This is a genomic window from Roseateles violae, assembly GCF_030410485.1.
Taxonomy (GTDB): Bacteria; Pseudomonadota; Gammaproteobacteria; order Burkholderiales; family Burkholderiaceae_C; genus Roseateles_D; species Roseateles_D violae.
The window spans coordinates 439,175-456,048 of the sequence record NZ_JAUHHC010000002.1; the positions used below are offsets into that span (position 1 = coordinate 439,175).

Genomic DNA, 16,874 nt, shown 5'->3' on the forward strand with positions numbered 1-16,874 from the left:
GCGCGGCTCGGAGAAACGCGGGCGAAAAACGAAGCGGCCGCTATGGGCCGCTCATTGTCATTGCTTCGAGTGGTCGCTCTCGTGGTTCAGCTCTTGCCGCTGGATTGACGGCGCGTATAGAGCAGGCCGAACAGTGCCAGGCCGGCCAAGGCCAGCGAGCCCGGCTCTGGGGCCCCATTGCGCGGCGTGGCGGCGGTGACGGAGTACACCTTCACGTAGTCATAGCCCGAATTCGAATAGGTGATCGGGGCCGCGGTCGTGGCGGTGTCGGACGTCGGCGAACCGCAACCATTGCTCGGGCCCGCCAAGTTGCCGGAGGCCGGCGCCGATGTATCGCAGTTATTCGCGACGGTCCCGGCCAGCGTCGAGTTGTAGGCGCTGACGAGCCACCAACTCGAAGACACGTTGCCGGCATTGGCCGTCGCGGCCGAGGCGGTGCTGACGTCGGCATAGTTGCCGACCAGTGCCCACCCGTTCGCAGCGCGCAGACCGGCAGTGGTTTGCGTGGTCGCCAGCGACTTTCCGGTTGTTGTGAGTGCCGCCGCGGTATCGGGGTTCGTACCGTTGGCGCCGGTGTAGGCCAGCAGCGGGATGTCGCTGCCGTATTGCGCCCAGCCGAGTTTCACTTGCGTCAGCGTCGCCGTGCTGTCGAAACGCAGCAGCACCATCTCGACATTGTTCTGGTTCTCAAGCGCGTGGTTGGGTGCGTTCGTACTGTCGGAAACGCCCCCCAGACCGCCCGGGTGATAGGTCACCAGATTGCTCGGGTTGACTGCCGAGAACAGGTCGGTAGAGGCCAGGCCGGCGCTGCGGGAGGCCGCCGTATGGGCCTCGTTGGCGCCCACCTTGCAGGTCGCGTCGCCCGGGCCCTCGCAAGTCTGTGGGGGCGAGCTGCCAAAGGTCCAAGTGTCCGTCGCATGGGCGGCCGACATGGCGCCGAGCAAACCCAGGCCTGCCATAAGCGCTTGAACGGCCATTAGCGTTCGTGGCGTCTGTGTGTTGCGCATGACTGCTCTCCGCTCCTGCCCTGTGGACAGGATGTAGTTGGGCGATCCCTGACTGGTCGGCATTATTGGAACCAGGTGCATCGTGCCATGGAGGTCTGGCGCTTGCCACCTGTTCAGCCGGCTTGCCCGGTCCGAATGTAGGTTTTCCTGACAGGTGCAACAGCCCTTCACTCGAGGGTGCTAAGCAGGCTGCGGGCGTCCTGGATGCCTTCGAAATTGGGCGCCCGCAGGGCCGCCTGCAATTCTTCGCGGGCCTCGCTCTTGCGGCCGGCCTTGGCCAGCACGGTCGCCAGGTGGTAGCGGATCTCCGGATTATTCGGTTCACGCAGACGCGCGTCGCGCAGCAGTGTCAAGGCCTTGTCCATGTTGCCGGCGATATGGTTGGCCCAGCCGGCCGTGTCGATCACCAGCGGGTTGTACGGCGCCAGCGCCAGCGCCTTCTCGGCTACCTTCAGCGCCCCGGGATCCTTCTGGCGCAACAACACATTGGCGAGGTTGTTCATCGCCTCCGCATCGCTGGGTCGCAGCTGCAGCGCCGCCTCGTAGCTGCGGCGGGCCGCCGCATAGTTGCCGCTGCGGGCCTGGGCGTCGGCCAGGGCCTTCTGGACCGGGAAGTCCTTCGCATGCGTGCGCATCCAGCGCTCGGCCAGCTCGATGGCTGGCTTGCCGTTGTCCTGCCGGGCCAGCGCCGCGAACAGGCGCAGCAGGGTCTGGCTGTTCGGCTCGATCTCGTGGGCGCGGCGCAAGGATTCGATCGCCGCCGCGGGCTGGCCGCGCGCGCCTGCCACATCGGCCAGCAGGGCATGGCCGACGGCCAGCTTCGGATGCTGGGCGATGATCTGCCGGGCCCGGCGTTCCGCCTTGGCCGCTTCGTTCTGCGCCAGCTCCAGGCTGGTCATCAGCGCCATCGCCGGCAGGTAGTCGGGCGAGGCGGTCAGTGCCTTGTCCAGGCTGTAGGCGGCCCCTGCCAGATCGCGCAGCTGCATCTGCGCGGCGGCGATCTCGACCTGCGCCGCCGCGTCGAAGGCGGCGCGCCGCGAGGCGATGGTCAGGGTGCTGCGGGCGCCGGCGGCGTTGCCATTGGCGATCTGCGCGCGCGCATAGGCCTGCAGCGCGCTGACATCCTCGGGCAGCTTGGCCAGCAGCAGCTTGGCGGCGTTCAGGGCCTTGGCGGCCTGGCCCTTGCGCAGATGCCAGGCGACCAGCGCGAAGTTGGCGCGGGTCTCGTTGGCGCCGCTGGCCTCGACGGCGGCCTCCAGCCACTTCAGCGCCTCCTCGTCGCTGCCCCAGACCTCGTGCAGCACGGCCATCTCGTAGCGCGCGTCGATATTGCTGTCGTTGTCCTTCAGGACAGCGTTCAGGCGCTTGCGCGCCGATTCGAAATCGCGGCTCAGGATGTCGACCCGCGCCAGCCCCAGCCGGGCCTCGAGCTGCTGCGGATCGAGCCTTAGCGCCGCCTCGTAGGCCAGGCGCGCACCGGCGTAGTCGCGCGCACGGGTCTTGGCCAGGCCCTGCACGACCAGCACGCTGGCATTGCCGGGGTTGATCTTGACCAGCGCATCGGCGATGCCCTGGGCCTTGGCCGTCTGGCCGCTGCGCAGATAGACATCGACCAGGGCCAGCCCCGTATAGGGCTGGCGCGGATCGGTCTTGAAGGCCTTCTCGAGTTCGGCGATCGCACCCGAAGCCTGGCCGCTGCGCATCAGGCTCAGCCCCAGCGCGGTGCGGAAGCGCGGATCGTCCTTGGCGCGCAGCGCCTCTTGCATCAGCGCGGTCGCCTTTGCATGGCGTCCCTGGGCCATCTGCGTCGAGGCCAGCATCAGCAGTGCCTGGCCATCACCGCCATGCACGCGCAGATAGGCTTCCAGCAGCTCGTTGGCGCGGCCGTAGGCGCCTTCGGCGATCGCGATGTGGGCCAGCAGCTTGGCCAGCGGGGTGTTCGCCTGGTGGCGCAGCGCGTACTCCAGATAGGGCTTGGCCTCCTCGAACTCGTTCAGGCCGAAGTGCGCCATGCCGTTCAGCATCAACGCCTGTGGCCGGTAGCGGATCGACTCGATCGGCACCGGATCGAGTCGCTCGGTCACCGCTCTCAGCGCCGCGCGGGCGGCGGTGGCGTCGCCAGCGCGCTCGGCCAGCAGCGCGCGCAGATAGTTCGGCCGCGGATCGCCGGGCGCCACGCTGCGCAGCCAGGCCAGATCGGCTTGGGCGTCTTTGTCGCGGCCCAGATCGAGCAACAGGGCGGCCCGCGCCATCCGCGCTTCGAGATGGCGGGCGTCAATCTTCAGCGCGCGGTCGTACTGCGCCAGTGCCTCGCGCGTCAGTCCCTGGACATGCAGGACGGTGGCCTTTTGATAGACGGCCTCGGCCGAGTCGGGCGCCAGCTCCAGCGCCTGATCGGCCGCCGCCAGCGCCTCGCGCAGCTGATTCGCGCGCAGCCGCACCGGCACCTCGCCGAGCCAGGTAGCGGCGGAGTTGGGATGGATGGATCGTGCGTCCTCGATCGCGCGCATCGCGCTGCGGCTGTCGCCGAGGTCGGTATAGGCGGCCGCGCGCAGCAGCAGCAACTGCAGCTGCGTCTCGGCCGGCAGGCCGGCCACGCGCAGCTGCGGATGGGCGAGCATTTGTGACTGCTTGCCCTCGGCGATCATCGCCTGCGTCAGCGGTACGACGACCTCGGCCCGGTTGACGCCCAGGCGCAGCGCCTCGTTGAGCTCGATCGCGGCGTTCGCCGCCTCGCCCTGGGCCAGCAGGGCCTTGCCCATCAGCACATGGACCGGCAGCAGGCTGGCATCGATCTGCTGCGCATTCTTCAGCTGGATGATCGCGCCGGCCAGATCGCGGCGCTCATAGCGCTTCAGCGCGTCTTCGTAAAAGCGCGCCGCCTTGCCGTCGGACTGCGCCAGGGCATGGCCGGCGGCCAGCGCCAGCATCAGGGGCAGAAGTCGGCGCCGCAGGAATGGGGTCATGGCTGAAGGAGCTCGGATTCGGCGTCGGGGTGGACCGCCATCGGGCAAGGACGGCGGATTCTTGCAGAATCGCCGCGCGGCGGGCGCCGCGGAGCCGGCGGCCGGGTGCCGGAAACGGCATTTTTTCCGCGGCTTCAGTAACGCAGATCCAGCGTCAGGATGTCGTTGTCCCGGCGCATCTGGAAGCGGGTCAGGAAGCTGTTGCCCAGCAGCACATGGCTCATCACGCCGGGGATGACGATCGCCTCGACATTGCGGACCTCGACATCGCCGATGCGCACGCTGTTCAGATAGATCTGGTGCGCCGGCGCCGCGCCATTGGCCGTCTGGGTCATCACGCGGCGGCCATCGCGAAAGCGCAGATTCATGCGCTCGGCCTCGATCTGGCTGATCGCGATGCTGGTCGCGCCGGTATCGACGAGGAACTGCGTGTGCTGGCCATTGATGGTGCCGTTGGCGGTGAAATGCCCGCCGGCGCCGGAGCTCAGCACGATCTGCCGGCCGGCGTTGGGCATCTCGGCCGCGCCGATGCGGCCCGGTGAGGCGCCCAGCAGCAAGGCCTGACGCCGCCCGTCGATCTCGACCACGGCGCGACCTTCCTCCAGCGCCAGCAGCCGCACCCCGCGCACGCTCTGGCCGACCGGCACCGTGCGCGGCTCGCCGTCGATCAGCAGCAGCGCCGCCTTCTGCCCCAGGCTGCCGTTGAAGCTGACCGTCGGCGCGCTGCCCGCGCCTTGCTGGCCCCAGGCCGACGCGGCCACCAGCAGGGCGGCGAGGGCGAGGGCGCGGCGGCGCAGCATGGCGGTGCTCAGTCGCGGAAGTTGTTGTAGCTCAGCGGCACGTCGGACAGCTCCTTCTTCAGCAAGGCGATCGTCTGCTGCAGATCGTCGCGGTTCTTGCCGGTGACGCGCACGCTATCGCCCTGGATCGAGGCCTGCACCTTCAGCTTGCTGTTCTTGATCGTGCCGACGATCTTCTTGGCCAGCTCGGCCTCGATGCCGTTCTTGATCTTGTAGACCTGGCGCACCTTGTCGCCGCCCAGCTTGTCGATCTTGTCCTTCTTGTCGAGGAAGTTGATCACCACGTCCTGCTTGACCAGCTTGCCATACAGCACCGCCTCGATCTGCTCGAGCTGGAACTCGCTGTCGCCGGTGGCGAGGATTTCCTTTTCCTTGTCCTTCAACTCGACCTGGGCGCTGGTGCCCTTGAAGTCGAAGCGGGTGCCGATTTCCTTGGCGCTGTTGTCCACGCCATTCTTGATCTTGACCATATCGGGTTCGAGGACGGTGTCGAAGCTGGGCATCAGATATCTGCTTAAAAAAAGAAAAAGGTAAAAGCCGAAGGCTTTCGACGAGGCAGGCTCCGCGCCGAGGCAAAATTCTGCCATGCAGGAACAAGCTGTGAATCCCCCGAATGGGTCGGCCGCCGCGCGGCTCGCCATCGAGCACGAGGTCAATCTGAAGCCCTACAACAGCTTCGGGCTGCCCGCCGTCGCCGGCACCCTGGTGCGCATCCGCGAGGCCGCCGATGTGCGCCGCGTCGTCGACCACCCGCAACTGGGCCGGCGGGCGAAGTTCGTGCTCGGCGGCGGCAGCAATATCGTGCTGACCAAGGACATGGACGCGGTGGTGCTGAAGATCGAGATTCCCGGCCTGCGCCTGCTGGAAGAACGCGAAGACGCCTGGATTGTCGAGGCGGGGGCCGGCGTCGCCTGGCATCAGCTGGTGCAATGGTCGATCGACGCGGGTTATCCCGGGCTCGAGAACCTGGCGCTGATCCCCGGCACCGTTGGCGCCGCGCCGGTGCAGAACATCGGCGCCTATGGCCTGGAGCTGAAGGACCGGCTGGAGAGCGTCGAGGTCGTCGATCTGGTGACCGGCCGCGCGGCGCTGCTGCCGGCCTCGGTCTGCAAGTTCGGCTACCGCGACAGCGTGTTCAAGCACGAGGGTTTCGGCGGCCTGGCGGGCAAGAGCGTGATCACCCGCGTGCGCCTGCGCTGCCCGAAGCCCTGGCAGCCGGTGCTCGGCTATCTGGAACTGGAACGCAAGATCGCCGAGACCGGCATCGCCAGCCCGAGCGCGCGCCAGATCTTCGACTGGATCTGCGAGATCCGCCGCGCCAAGCTCCCCGACCCGGCGCAGATCGGCAATGCCGGCAGCTTCTTCAAGAACCCGGTCGTCAGCGAGGAACAGTGCCGCGACATCATCGGTCGCGACCCCGGCATCGTGCACTACCCGATGCCCGACGGCACGGTCAAGCTGGCCGCCGGCTGGATGATCGATGCCTGCGGCTGGAAGGGCAAGGCGGTCGGCGGCGCGGCCGTCTACGAGAAGCAGGCGCTGGTGCTGGTCAACCGCGGCGAGGCGCGTGGCGCCGAGGTCGTCACCTTGGCGCGGGCGATCCAGGAAAGCGTCTACGGCCGCTTCGGCATCCGGCTCGAGCCGGAGCCGGTGCTGCTCTGAGCCGGCCGATCAGGCCAGGCCGCGCTCGCTGCACAGTGCCTCGCTGCGCCCCAGCGCCTCGAGCAGCGCGCCGATATGGCGCTCGATCTGCAGCCAGTCGGCCGCCTCGGCCAGCGCTGCCTCCAACGCCCGGGCCGGCTCGGCCACCAGATTCAGGCCCAGATTGGCGGCCGCCCCCTTGATGCTGTGCGTGGCGGCGCGCAGCGCGGCGCTGTCCTGGCGGCTTTGTGCCTGCTGCAGCGCGGCGCGGGTCGAGGCCAGGCCGGCGACGAAGCCCGCGTAGAGCTGGCGCACGCGCGCCTCGGGCAGATGGCGGCGCAGCTCGGCCAGGGTCCGCTCATCGAGGTGCGGGGCGAGCTGCGGCTCGCCCGGGCGCTCCGAGCCATGGCGCGCAATGGTTTGCGACAGTTGTTCGATACCGACCGGCTTGGCCAGGAAATCGTCCATGCCGGCCTGCAGCGCGCGTTCGCGCGCGGCCTCGTTGGCATCGGCCGACAGCGCGATGATGCGCACGGCCGACTTGGGCGCCGGCAGCGCGCGCATTGCCCGCGCCGCCTGGAAGCCGTCCATCATCGGCGTGTGCAGATCCATCAGCACCAGATCGAAATCCTCGGTCTTCAGCCGCTGCAGGGCCTCCAGGCCGTTCTCGCAGAAGACCGCCTGATGGCCCAGCCGTTCCAGCACCGCGGCGAGGAAGGTGCGGTTGGTGTCGTGGTCCTCGGAGACCAGGATCTTCAGCCGGGTCGTGGCGCGCGCGGCCTGCTGCGCCGCTGCCGCGGCGGCCGGCGGCGGCTCGCAGGCCGGCAGGCGCAGCTCCAGCGCGAACACCGAACCCTGGCCCGGCTCGCTGGCGACATGGAGGTCGCCGCCCATCGCGCGGGCCAGCCGGCGCGACACCTCCAGGCTCAGGCCACCGCCGAAGCGGGGGGGCTGCCGGGCGTCGGCCTCGCTTGCACCGGCCGCGTCCCTGCGCTGGAACAGCCGCGCCTGGGTGGCCGCGTCCATGCCGATGCCGGTATCGCTGACCTCGAAGCGCAGCAGCTCGCGGCCCAGCGCGTCGTTCTGGCGGCTCAGCTGCAGCGCGACCCGGCCATGCTCGCTGAACTTCAGCGCATTGCCGAGCAGGTTCAGCAGGATCTGGCGCAGCCGGGTCGGGTCGGCGCTGACCCAGGCCGGCACGTCGCCGTCCATCGCGATCCTCAGGTCCAGACCCTTGACCAGGGCCTGCGGCCAGCTCAGTTCTTCCAGCTCGCGCAGCAGGCCGGCCAGCTGCAGCGGCTGCGGGTGCAGCTCGATGCCGCCGGCCTCCAGCTTGGACACGTCGAGCAGATCGTTCAGCACCGACAGCAGGTGGCGAGCCGAATCGCTGGCCGCCTGCAGCTGGCCTTGCTGGGCCGGCGTCAGGCCGCTGTCCTTCAGCAGCGAGAGCATGCCCAGCAGCCCGTGCATCGGCGTGCGCAGCTCGTGGCTCATATGGGCCTGGAACACGCTCTTGGCGCGGCTGCCGAGCTCGACCTCCTGGCGTGCATCCTGCAGCCGCTGCGCCAGCGCCTTCTGCTCGCGTCCGTAGCGGGCGAGGCGGCGGAACTGGCGGATCATGACGGCGGCAAAGCTCAGCGCCAGCACGCACTGCAGCAGCGTCAGCGCGATGCTTTGCTGGTTCAGCCGGCGCACCAGCTCGTTGCGCTCGCTGACCTGGGCCGAGACATGGTGGGTGGCCGTCAGCGACAGCTCGCGGATCGCCTCGGCCAGGCCGTCCATGCGCTCGATCGCCTCGTTGAGCGCCTGCGGCCGCGCCCGCACCGTCTCGGCATTCAGCGGCAGCGCGTCGGCCCATTGCACGAAGCGGCGGCTGCGCTCCAGCGTACGGCGGTAGTCCGGATGTTCCTGCAGGATCTTGGCTGCATGCTCGTCCTCCAGCAGGCCCAGCCGGCTGACGAAGATCTCGTAGCGCTGCTCGACCGCCTCGGCGTCGATCGCGACGCTGGGCCCGGCCGCCTGCTCCAGCGCCAGGCGCAGCTTCAGGTACTCGACCTCGAACTGGAACAGGCTCCAGACCAGGTAGTCGTCCTGGTAGCGGGTGGTCGCATTGAGCAGCTTGAACTGGTGCGCCTGCAGCAGGCCGACGGCGCCGAAGGCCAGCACCAGCATGGCGCCCAGCGCGGCCAGGAGCATGCGCAGGGAGCGGCGGCGGCGGCTGGCCGGCGGGGTCTTCATCACTGGACCGCCAGCGCCTTGAGCTGCCAGGCCGAGCGGCCGTAATAGACCGTGTTGCGCAGCTGCTCGTCCTTGTCGAAGGGATAGATGATGAACAGCGGGCCCTTGTCGCGCACGGCCATCGGCCGGTCGTCCATCAGGCGCGCCAGCAGCACCTCGTGGCGCTGCGCGTCGTCCAGCGGGATCGTGACCTTGTAGTCGTTGATGGCCCGCGCCTCCAGCTTGCGGCCCTGCTGGCTGGTGTCCACGCCGGCCGCCGCCAGCACGTCGCGCAGCAGCGGGCCGGTGAACTTGCGCGGGCCCTGATACCAGGGCGTCTTGGTCGTGAAGCTGTGCTGCGGCAGCGCCGCCAGCATGGCCATGTCGAAGCTGGCCTGGCCCTTGCCGTCGTTCGGCGAGCGCAGCGGCCCGCTGATCGTCAGCACCACCTTGCCGCTGGGCGCTTCCAGCGCCCAGGCGCCGGGCAGGGCGGCCAGCAGCAGCGCCGCCGCAGCCAGCCAGATCCGGCGCCGCGACCGCGGCGCGTTGGGCCGGCCCTGCATCAGTCGTTCTTCAGCTGCGGCAAAGCGCTGGCCGAGCCGGCGGCCAGCAGGCCGCTCTGGGTGTAGATGCCCAGCTTGGCGCGCGTGTCGGTGATGTCCAGATTGCGCATGGTCAGCTGGCCGATGCGGTCGGCCGGGCTGAACGGCGCATCCTCGACCTTCTCCATCGACAGCCGCTCCGGCGCATAGGTCAGGTTCGGGCTTTGCGTGTCCAGCAGCGAGTAGTCGTTGCCGCGGCGCAGCTCGATCGTCACCTCGCCGGTGATTGCGCGGGCGACCCAGCGCTGCGCCGTCTCGCGCAGCATGATGGCCTGCGGGTCGAACCAGCGGCCCTGATAGAGCAGGCGGCCGAGCTTGAGGCCGTTGATCCGGTACTGCTCGATCGTGTCCTCGTTGTGGATGCCGGTCACCAGGCGCTCGTAGGCGATGTGCAAAAGGGCAAGACCCGGCGCCTCGTAGATGCCGCGGCTCTTGGCCTCGATGATGCGGTTCTCGATCTGGTCGCTCATGCCCAGGCCATGGCGGCCGCCGATGCGGTTGGCCTCCATCATCAGCGCCACCGGGTCGCGGTACTCGACGCCGTTCAGCGCCACCGGCACGCCTTCCTCGAAGCGCACGCTGACCGTCTCGGCCTTGACCTCGACGTCCTCGCGCCAGAAGGCCACGCCCATGATCGGGTTGACGATCTTGATGCCGCTGTTCAGATGCTCGAGGTCCTTGGCCTCGTGCGTCGCGCCCAGCATGTTCGAATCGGTCGAATAGGCCTTCTCGGCGCTCATCTTGTAGCCGAAGCCGGCCTTGGTCATGAAGGCGCTCATCTCGGCGCGGCCGCCCAGCTCGTCGATGAAGAGCTGGTCCAGCCAGGGCTTGTAGATCTTCAGCGCCGGATTGGTCAGCAGGCCGTAGCGGTAGAAGCGCTCGATGTCATTGCCCTTGAAGGTCGAACCGTCGCCCCAGATATTGACCTCGTCCTCCTTCATCGCGGCAACCAGCATCGTGCCGGTGACCGCGCGGCCCAGCGGCGTCGTGTTGAAGTAGGTGATGCCGCCGGTGCTGATGTGGAAGGCGCCGGCCTGCAGCGCGGCGATGCCCTCGGCCACCAGCTGCGCGCGGCAGTCGACCAGGCGCGCCTTCTCGGCGCCGTACTGCATGGCCTTGCGCGGGATCTCGTCGTAGTCCGGCTCGTCGGGCTGGCCCAGATTGGCGGTGTAGGCGTAGGGGATCGCGCCCTTCAAACGCATCCAGTGCAGGGCGGCGCTGGTGTCGAGACCGCCGGAGAAGGCGATGCCGACCTTCTGGCCGGCGGGGATGTGCTGAAGAATCGTGGACATGGCTTCGGTAATGGCAGGCTAAATGTAGGCGAGCGGGGGGCGGCCCGGGCCGGGCGACGGCGCAAGCGATGCATTTTCTGTCAAATTAGGACCAATCCCGGCCGGCGCTGTTGCGGCATTGCCCCGCCGGCCGTGTCTCGGCAGCGACAGGTGTTGCGCCGGCCGGCAGACCAGAATGGGGGCGAACCGGCCCAGACCGGCTTTTACAGTCCAAGAACCAGGAGACATTTGTTGTGAGCAGCGCCACCGACTCTCTCTCCCCGCAACGGATCGCCCAGCACAGCCACTGGCCCAAGCGCCTGCCGCGCGAGCTGGCGATTCCGCAGACCTCGCTGTGGTTCAACCTCGACGTCGCGGCGCGGCGCTATCCGGACAAGGCGGCGACGATCTTCTGCGGCCAGGCCAAGCGCTATGCCGAACTGCATGCCGAGGTCGAGGCGCTGGCCGGCTGGCTGCAGGCGCAGGGCGTGGCGGCCGGCGACCGGGTGGCGCTGTACATGCAGAACTGCCCGCAGTACCTGGCGGCCTTCTATGCGATCAACCGGGCGAATGCGGTGGTCGTGCCGGTCAACCCGATGAACCGGGCCGAGGAATTCGGCCACTACATCAGCGATCCGGCCACCAAGGCCATCATCTGCAGCGCCGACCTGGCCGGCATCGTCGAGGCGGCCAACAAGGCCTTGCCCGAGTCGCAACAGGCGAAGACGGTGCTGGTCGCCCGCTATGCGGATGCCTTGCCGCCCGGCGGCGTGCCGGCCGAGCTGAGCCTGCCCGAGGCCATGCTGCAGTGGCTGAGCGCCGATCCGGCCGTGCCGGCCGGCATGACCCGCTGGACGGACGCATTGGCCGCCGGCCACGCTGCCGGCCCGCACACCGCGCGCCCCGACGATCTGGCCATGCTGCCCTATACCTCGGGCACGACCGGCCTGCCCAAGGGCTGCATGCACACCAACCGCACGCTGATGAGCAACTGCTGCGGCGGCGGCCAATGGGGCTATGCCTCGGCCGAGTCGGTCGGCCTGGCGGTGGTGCCGATGTTCCACATCACCGGCATGCTCTACGGCGTGCTGGGCCCCGTGTTCATGGGCATGACGATGGTCATCATGCCGCGCTGGGACCGCGAGCTGGCCGGGCGCCTGATCTCGCGCTACAAGGTCACGCACTGGACCTGCATCCCGACGATGATCATCGACCTGTTCGGCAGCCCCAACTACAAGAGCTTCGATCTTTCCAGCCTCAAGTACCTCAGCGGCGGCGGCGCGGCGATGCCGCAGGCGGTGGCCGAGCGTCTGCAACAGGAATTCGGCCTGACCTTCGCCGAAGGCTACGGCCTCACCGAGACCGCCGCGCCCAGCCACGGCAACCCGCCCGAGCGGGCCAAGCTGCAATGCCTGGGCATCCCGATCTTCGGCGTCGATTCACGCATCATCGATCCGGTCTCGCTGGAGGAGGTGGCTATCGGCGAGGTTGGCGAGATCGTCACCCACGGGCCCATGGTGTTCAAGGGCTACTGGCAACAGCCCGAGGCGACGGCCGCCGCCTTCATCGAGATCGAGGGCAAGCGCTTCTTCCGCACCGGCGACCTCGGCCGCATGGACGAGGAGGGCTATTTCTTCATCACCGACCGGCTCAAGCGGATGATCAACGCCAGCGGCTACAAGGTCTGGCCCAGCGAGGTCGAGATGCTGCTGTACAAGAACCCGGCCGTGCAGGAGGCCTGCATCATCGCCGCCAAGGATGCCTACCGCGGTGAGACGGTCAAGGCCATCGTCGTGCTGCGCGCCGAGGCCAGGGGCCGGACCACGGCCGAGGACATCATGGCCTGGTCCAAGGAGCATATGGCCGCCTACAAGGTGCCCAAGATCGTCGAGTTCGCCGACAGCCTGCCCAAATCGGGCTCGGGCAAGGTGATGTGGCGGCTGCTGCAGGAAAAGGAGAGCGCGGCGGGCTGATCAGAAACCGGCGCCGGGCCGGGCCAGATAGTCGAGCTCCTCGGCCGTCGACGACCGGCCCAGCGCCGCATTGCGATGCGGAAAGCGGCCGAAGCGCGCAATGACGTCCAGATGGCGGCGCGCATAGTCCAGCGCGCTGTTCAGGCGCGGATCGGCCGCCGCCAGCGCCTCGAATTCGCGCACCGAGCGCTCTTGCATCGCCAGATCCTCGGCATGCTCGAGCGGCATCAGCGCGAACCAGCGCTGCAGCGTGCCCAGCTCGGCGCCGCCGTGCAGCAGGGCCAGCGAGGTCTGCAGCGCCAGCGCGTCGCCGGCAAAGGCCTTGGCCTGGCCGCGGAAGCTGTTGCGGGTGAACTGGTCCAGCACGACGATGGCGGCCACCCGCGCCAGCGGCGTCTCGGGCCAGTCCTGCAGGCCCTGGGCCAGCAGGCGCTCGATCAGCGGGCCGAAGCGCGCGGCGATCTCGGCGTCGAAGGCTGCGTTCTTCTGGAACCATTCGGCGCGGACCTGGCCGTCCGACTCGCTGCCCAGCGGGCCGAACCAGAAGTTCAGCACCTGCTGGACGGCGCTCGCCTCGGTCAGTCGCAACCAGCGCGGATGGCGCTGCAGATAGCCGACCACATAGCTGCAGCTGGCGACCAGCTGCAGGCCCTGCGGCGCCGCCCACTGCAGCGCATGCTCGACGATCTCGGCGGCCAGGCCACGGCCGCGCAGGGCCGGGTCGGTGCCGGTGTGGTGGAAGACCAGCTGGTCGGCATGGCGCAGGTAGTCGAGTTCGACGCGGCGGCCCTCGACCTCGGCCTCGAAATGGTCCTTGCGATGGCTGATCGTCAGCATGGCTTTATTGAACCATGAGCACGACGATCATGGGCGCCCCAGCTGCTGCCACAGATAGCTGTACTCCAGCGCCTGCAGGGTCGCGCGCTGCTCGTTGTCGGCGGCGCCGCCATGGCCGCCCTCGATGTTCTCGTAGTACAGCAGCTCATGACCCTGGGCCTGCATCAGCGCCGCCATCTTGCGCGCATGGCCGGGGTGGACGCGGTCGTCGCGGGTCGAGGTGGTGAACAGCACCTTCGGGTATTTCACGCCCGGCTTGACGTTCTGATAGGGGCTGTACTTGGAGATCCAGGCCCATTCGGCCGCCTTGTCCGGGTCGCCGTACTCGGCCATCCAGGAGGCGCCGGCCAGCAGCAGGTGGTAGCGGCGCATGTCCAGGAGCGGCACCTGGCAGACGACCGCGTTGAACAGCTCGGGTCGCTGCACGAAGGTCGCGCCGACCAGCAGGCCGCCGTTGCTGCCGCCCATGATGCCCAGATGGCGCGGGGCAGTGATCCTGCGCTTGATCAGGTCCTCGGCCACGGCGATGAAGTCGTCGTAGCTGCGCTGCTTGTGCGCCTTGATCGCCGCCTGGTGCCAGCCGGGGCCGAATTCGCCGCCGCCGCGGATATTGGCCACCACGAAGACGCCGCCGCGCGCGAGCCAGGCGCGGCCGCGGCCGCCCGAGTAGCTCGGCGCCATCGTGACCTCGAAGCCGCCATAGCCGTAGAGCAGGGTCGGGTTCCTGCCGTCGGCCTTGGCGCCGGCCGGCCAGACGACGAAATAGGGCACCTGCGTGCCGTCCTTGGACCGGGCGAAATGCTGCTCGACCTTCATGCCCTGCGCGTCGAACAGCGCCGTGCGGCTTTTCAGCGCCTCGCGTGCGTCGACGCCGGCGCGCGCCAGGTACAGGGTGTCCGGCGTCAGGAAGTCGGCGTAGTTCAGCAGATAGCGGTCGCCGAGTTCGTCGCTGGCCAGTTCGCTGTCGTAGAGGCTGGCGAGGCTCAGCGTGCCGGGGAAGGGGGCGGCGACGACGCGGTGCTCGGGCTTGACCGCCGCGAAGCTCCATTCCTCCAGCCGGCTGGCGACCTTGTCGCTGATGTTCAGCAGCACATGCTCGCGGGTCAGCGCATAGCCGGCCAGCGAACGGGTCTTGCTCGGCGTGAACAGGACCTGGAAGCGGCGCTCGCCGCGCAGATAGGCGGCCGCGTCGGTGATCAACAGCGAGCCGGCCGGATAGCGCTTGCCGCCGACGCTCCAGGCGCTGCGCGGATGCAGCAGCAGGCGAGCGCCCCAGAACTGCTGCTGGATGTCGCTGGGCAGGTCCAGCCGGGCCAGGCCGCCGTCCGGCTTCAGCAGGAAGCTGGTCTGGTTGTAGAAGTCCAGCGCACGGCTGAAGGTGGTGCGCTCGAAACCGGGCGTGCGGTCGACGTCGACGCCGACGGCAACGTCCCTGGCCTCGCCCTCGAACACCGTCCTGGCCTCGGCCAGCGGCGTGCCGCGGCGCCAGCGCTTGATGAGGCGCGGATAGCCGGAATCGGTCAGCGAGCCGGGGCCGAAGTCGCTGCCGACATAGATCGTGTCGGCGTCGATCCACTCGACCTCGGACTTGGCCTCGGGCAGCACGAAACCGCCCTCGACGAAGCGCTTGGTCTGCAGATCGAACTCGCGCACCACATGGGCGTCCGAGCCGCCGCGCGAGAGCTGCAGCAGGCACAGCCGGTAGTCCGGCCCCAGGCAGCTGGCGCCGCCGAAGACCCAGCTCTCGCCCTCGGCCTGGCCCAGCGCGTCCAGGTCCAGCACCGTCTCCCAGGCCGGCTCGGGCTTGGCGTATTCGGCGAGGCTGGTGCGCCGCCACAGGCCGCGCTTGTGCTGCTCGTCCTGCCAGAGGTTGTAGAGCCAGGGGCCGAGGCGGCGCACCTGCGGGATGCGGTCCTTGGCGTTCAGCACGCCCAGCAGCTGCTCGCGCAGCGGCGCGTAGTCGGCGCGCGACTGCAGGATCTTGCCGCTGTGCGCATTGCGCTCGCGCACCCAGGCCAGCGCGCGTTCGCCCTGCACCTCTTCCAGCCATTGATAGGGATCGGCGGGCGCGGTCGGGGTCTGGGCCATGACGTGCAGGCTGAACAAGCCGGTGAGGAGGAAGAGGGGAAGGACGCGTTGCAAGGGCATCATGATTGGGCCGCCTTCAGCACGATGGGCGTGATCTCCAGCGCGGCGCGCGCGGTCGAGACATAGACGCTGCCGTCCTGGATGCTGATCTGCAGCTGCATGCTGCGCTCGGCCAACGCGGCCAGTGCCTGCGACTGCTCGGGCGCGATCTGCCAGACGGCCAGCTTGGGCGCGCGGGTCAGCTTGCCTTCCAGATTGCCCCACCAGACCGGCGTGCTGGAGGCATAGCTGATCACGGTGACCCGCTCGGCGCGGCCATGGGCCTTCATGATGCGGCGCTCGTCGGGCTGACCCAGATCGATCCAGTGGACGACGTCGCCGCTGAGATCGAGCTGCCAGAGTTCGGGCTCGTCGACATCGGACAGGCCCTTGCTGAATTCGAGCCGGCCGCGCAGCTCGTCGGCCGGCAGGTGCAGCGCGAAGGCCAGCACGCGGATCATCATCCGCTCGTCGGTCTCGCTGGGGTGGCGGGCGATCACCAGGCTGTGCTCGCCGTAGACATGGCGGTCCATGTCGGAGATCTGCAGCTGGGCTTTGTGGATGGTGGCTTTCAATGCCATGGATGGAGCGGCTCGGGCTGGCGAAGCGGGCGATTATCGGGCGGCAACCGGACTGGGGGACAATCGCTTTCTTTTAAGATGTTTTCGTGGCGGCCGCGGACCCCGATCCGGCGACGCCCCTATCGGTGCCCGCGGGCGCTTCGCTTGTTGAGTAGACACAGCCATGAAACGACTCCTGATCTCCCTCGCCGCCGCTGCCGTGCTGCTGCCGGCCCATGCCCAGACGGCCAATCCGAATGCCAAGGTCGACCCGAAGAACAACAAGGTCAGCAAGCCGGTGGTCGAGAAGCCGAAAGAAAAGCTCTTGAGCCGCGACGAACTGCGCGCCTGCATGAAGGGCAACCAGGACAACGAGGCCGAGGCGCGCGAGGTCAAGGCGATCGAGACCGCCTACAACACCGAGCACGCCAAGCTGCTGGCCGACAAGGAAGAGCTGACCAAGCGCAGCCAGGAACTGCTCGCCTCGGTGAGCAAGATCAAGGAAGACCGCGAGAGTTTGCTCAAGTTCGGCGAGGAGATCAAGGCCAAGGCCAAGGAAGGCAAGGCCGACAAGGACGAGATCAAGAAGATGCAGGACGAGTACGCGGCCCGCGCCGCGCAGATGGATCCGCGCATCGACGCCGCCAACAAGGCCAAGGAGGCCTACCAGGCCGACAGCAAGGGCTTCGACGCCCGCGTCGAGGCGCACAACAAGGCGCGCGAGGAGATCTCCGGTCGCGTCGACAAGCATATGGACGCCATCGACGACTGGAAGGCCAGCTGCGCCAACAAGAAGTACGACGAGGCCGACGAGATCGCGATCAAGAAGGAACTGGCCGCGGCCGGCGCCAAGTAAGCAGGCGGCGGACGAAC

Annotated in this window: 13 protein-coding genes; 3 read left to right on the plus strand and 10 right to left on the minus strand. The window is 68.5% G+C overall.

Annotated elements, in window-relative coordinates; genetic code table 11:
* Positions 1–86: 86 nt before the first annotated feature.
* From QWJ38_RS07540 to QWJ38_RS07555, 4 genes are all read right to left on the minus strand, one after another.
* A complete protein-coding gene (locus QWJ38_RS07540) occupies positions 87–1,007 on the minus strand; it encodes a PEP-CTERM sorting domain-containing protein (RefSeq protein ID WP_290358442.1) in 921 nt (306 codons plus the stop codon).
* Between the two features lie 167 nt (positions 1,008–1,174).
* Complete coding sequence (gene prsT / locus QWJ38_RS07545) at positions 1,175–3,973, minus strand: XrtA/PEP-CTERM system TPR-repeat protein PrsT (RefSeq protein ID WP_290358443.1); 2,799 nt, start codon at positions 3,971–3,973, stop codon at positions 1,175–1,177.
* A 134-nt stretch (positions 3,974–4,107) separates the two neighbouring features.
* Entirely contained in the window at positions 4,108–4,773 is a 666-nt protein-coding gene (locus QWJ38_RS07550) for a retropepsin-like aspartic protease family protein (protein ID WP_290358444.1), read from the minus strand.
* Between the two features lie 8 nt (positions 4,774–4,781).
* Entirely contained in the window at positions 4,782–5,276 is a 495-nt protein-coding gene (locus QWJ38_RS07555) for a YajQ family cyclic di-GMP-binding protein (protein ID WP_290358445.1), read from the minus strand.
* A gap of 97 nt (positions 5,277–5,373) precedes the next feature.
* Between QWJ38_RS07555 and murB the strand changes: the two genes are divergently transcribed.
* Positions 5,374–6,435 carry a UDP-N-acetylmuramate dehydrogenase gene (murB, locus tag QWJ38_RS07560; protein ID WP_290358446.1) on the plus strand — a complete coding sequence of 354 codons (1,062 nt, stop codon included), beginning with the start codon at positions 5,374–5,376 and terminating at the stop codon, positions 6,433–6,435.
* A 9-nt stretch (positions 6,436–6,444) separates the two neighbouring features.
* On the opposite strand, the gene QWJ38_RS07565 is transcribed toward murB, so the two are convergent.
* Genes QWJ38_RS07565 through argG form a run of 3 tightly spaced genes read right to left on the minus strand, consistent with a single transcriptional unit; the run spans position 6,445 to position 10,525 of the window.
* Complete coding sequence (locus QWJ38_RS07565) at positions 6,445–8,652, minus strand: response regulator (protein WP_290358447.1); 2,208 nt, start codon at positions 8,650–8,652, stop codon at positions 6,445–6,447.
* Positions 8,652–9,194 carry a putative pterin-binding protein gene (locus QWJ38_RS07570; protein WP_290358448.1) on the minus strand — a complete coding sequence of 181 codons (543 nt, stop codon included), beginning with the start codon at positions 9,192–9,194 and terminating at the stop codon, positions 8,652–8,654. Before QWJ38_RS07570 ends, QWJ38_RS07565 begins: the two co-directional genes overlap by 1 nt.
* Positions 9,194–10,525, minus strand: a complete 1,332-nt coding sequence (gene argG, locus QWJ38_RS07575) for an argininosuccinate synthase (RefSeq protein ID WP_290358449.1) — start codon at positions 10,523–10,525, stop codon at positions 9,194–9,196. The genes QWJ38_RS07570 and argG overlap by 1 nt, the downstream gene beginning before the upstream one ends.
* A gap of 233 nt (positions 10,526–10,758) precedes the next feature.
* On the opposite strand from argG, the gene QWJ38_RS07580 reads away from it, so the two are divergent.
* Positions 10,759–12,477, plus strand: coding sequence for a long-chain fatty acid--CoA ligase (locus QWJ38_RS07580; RefSeq protein ID WP_290358450.1), 1,719 nt, complete (start codon positions 10,759–10,761; stop codon positions 12,475–12,477).
* Here the strand turns inward: QWJ38_RS07580 and QWJ38_RS07585 are convergent, their stop codons facing one another.
* Genes QWJ38_RS07585 through QWJ38_RS07595 form a run of 3 tightly spaced genes read right to left on the minus strand, consistent with a single transcriptional unit; the run spans position 12,478 to position 16,022 of the window.
* Positions 12,478–13,314 (minus strand): DUF924 family protein, encoded by an 837-nt coding sequence (locus tag QWJ38_RS07585; RefSeq protein WP_290358451.1) that lies wholly within the window; start codon positions 13,312–13,314, stop codon positions 12,478–12,480.
* Between the two features lie 27 nt (positions 13,315–13,341).
* On the minus strand, positions 13,342–15,402 hold the full coding sequence (locus tag QWJ38_RS07590) for a prolyl oligopeptidase family serine peptidase (protein WP_290358452.1): 2,061 nt from the start codon (positions 15,400–15,402) through the stop codon (positions 13,342–13,344).
* A 59-nt stretch (positions 15,403–15,461) separates the two neighbouring features.
* Positions 15,462–16,022 carry a YaeQ family protein gene (locus tag QWJ38_RS07595; RefSeq protein WP_290358453.1) on the minus strand — a complete coding sequence of 187 codons (561 nt, stop codon included), beginning with the start codon at positions 16,020–16,022 and terminating at the stop codon, positions 15,462–15,464.
* Between the two features lie 163 nt (positions 16,023–16,185).
* Between QWJ38_RS07595 and QWJ38_RS07600 the strand changes: the two genes are divergently transcribed.
* Entirely contained in the window at positions 16,186–16,857 is a 672-nt protein-coding gene (locus QWJ38_RS07600) for a hypothetical protein (protein ID WP_290358454.1), read from the plus strand.
* Positions 16,858–16,874 lie beyond the last annotated feature (17 nt).

What these genes read in the sequence shown, in the direction of transcription:
- QWJ38_RS07550 (WP_290358444.1), bottom strand. Translation starts at nt 4,773, where the DNA reads ATGCTGCGCCGCCGCGCCCTCGCCCTCGCCGCCCTGCTGGTGGCCGCG.
- QWJ38_RS07570 (WP_290358448.1), bottom strand. Translation starts at nt 9,194, where the DNA reads ATGCAGGGCCGGCCCAACGCGCCGCGGTCGCGGCGCCGGATCTGGCTG.
- argG (WP_290358449.1), bottom strand. Translation starts at nt 10,525, where the DNA reads ATGTCCACGATTCTTCAGCACATCCCCGCCGGCCAGAAGGTCGGCATC.
- QWJ38_RS07595 (WP_290358453.1), bottom strand. Translation starts at nt 16,022, where the DNA reads ATGGCATTGAAAGCCACCATCCACAAAGCCCAGCTGCAGATCTCCGAC.
- QWJ38_RS07565 (WP_290358447.1), bottom strand. Translation starts at nt 8,652, where the DNA reads ATGAAGACCCCGCCGGCCAGCCGCCGCCGCCGCTCCCTGCGCATGCTC.
- QWJ38_RS07555 (WP_290358445.1), bottom strand. Translation starts at nt 5,276, where the DNA reads ATGCCCAGCTTCGACACCGTCCTCGAACCCGATATGGTCAAGATCAAG.
- QWJ38_RS07600 (WP_290358454.1), top strand. Translation starts at nt 16,186, where the DNA reads ATGAAACGACTCCTGATCTCCCTCGCCGCCGCTGCCGTGCTGCTGCCG.
- prsT (WP_290358443.1), bottom strand. Translation starts at nt 3,973, where the DNA reads ATGACCCCATTCCTGCGGCGCCGACTTCTGCCCCTGATGCTGGCGCTG.
- QWJ38_RS07585 (WP_290358451.1), bottom strand. Translation starts at nt 13,314, where the DNA reads ATGCTGACGATCAGCCATCGCAAGGACCATTTCGAGGCCGAGGTCGAG.
- QWJ38_RS07590 (WP_290358452.1), bottom strand. Translation starts at nt 15,402, where the DNA reads ATGGCCCAGACCCCGACCGCGCCCGCCGATCCCTATCAATGGCTGGAA.
- QWJ38_RS07540 (WP_290358442.1), bottom strand. Translation starts at nt 1,007, where the DNA reads ATGCGCAACACACAGACGCCACGAACGCTAATGGCCGTTCAAGCGCTT.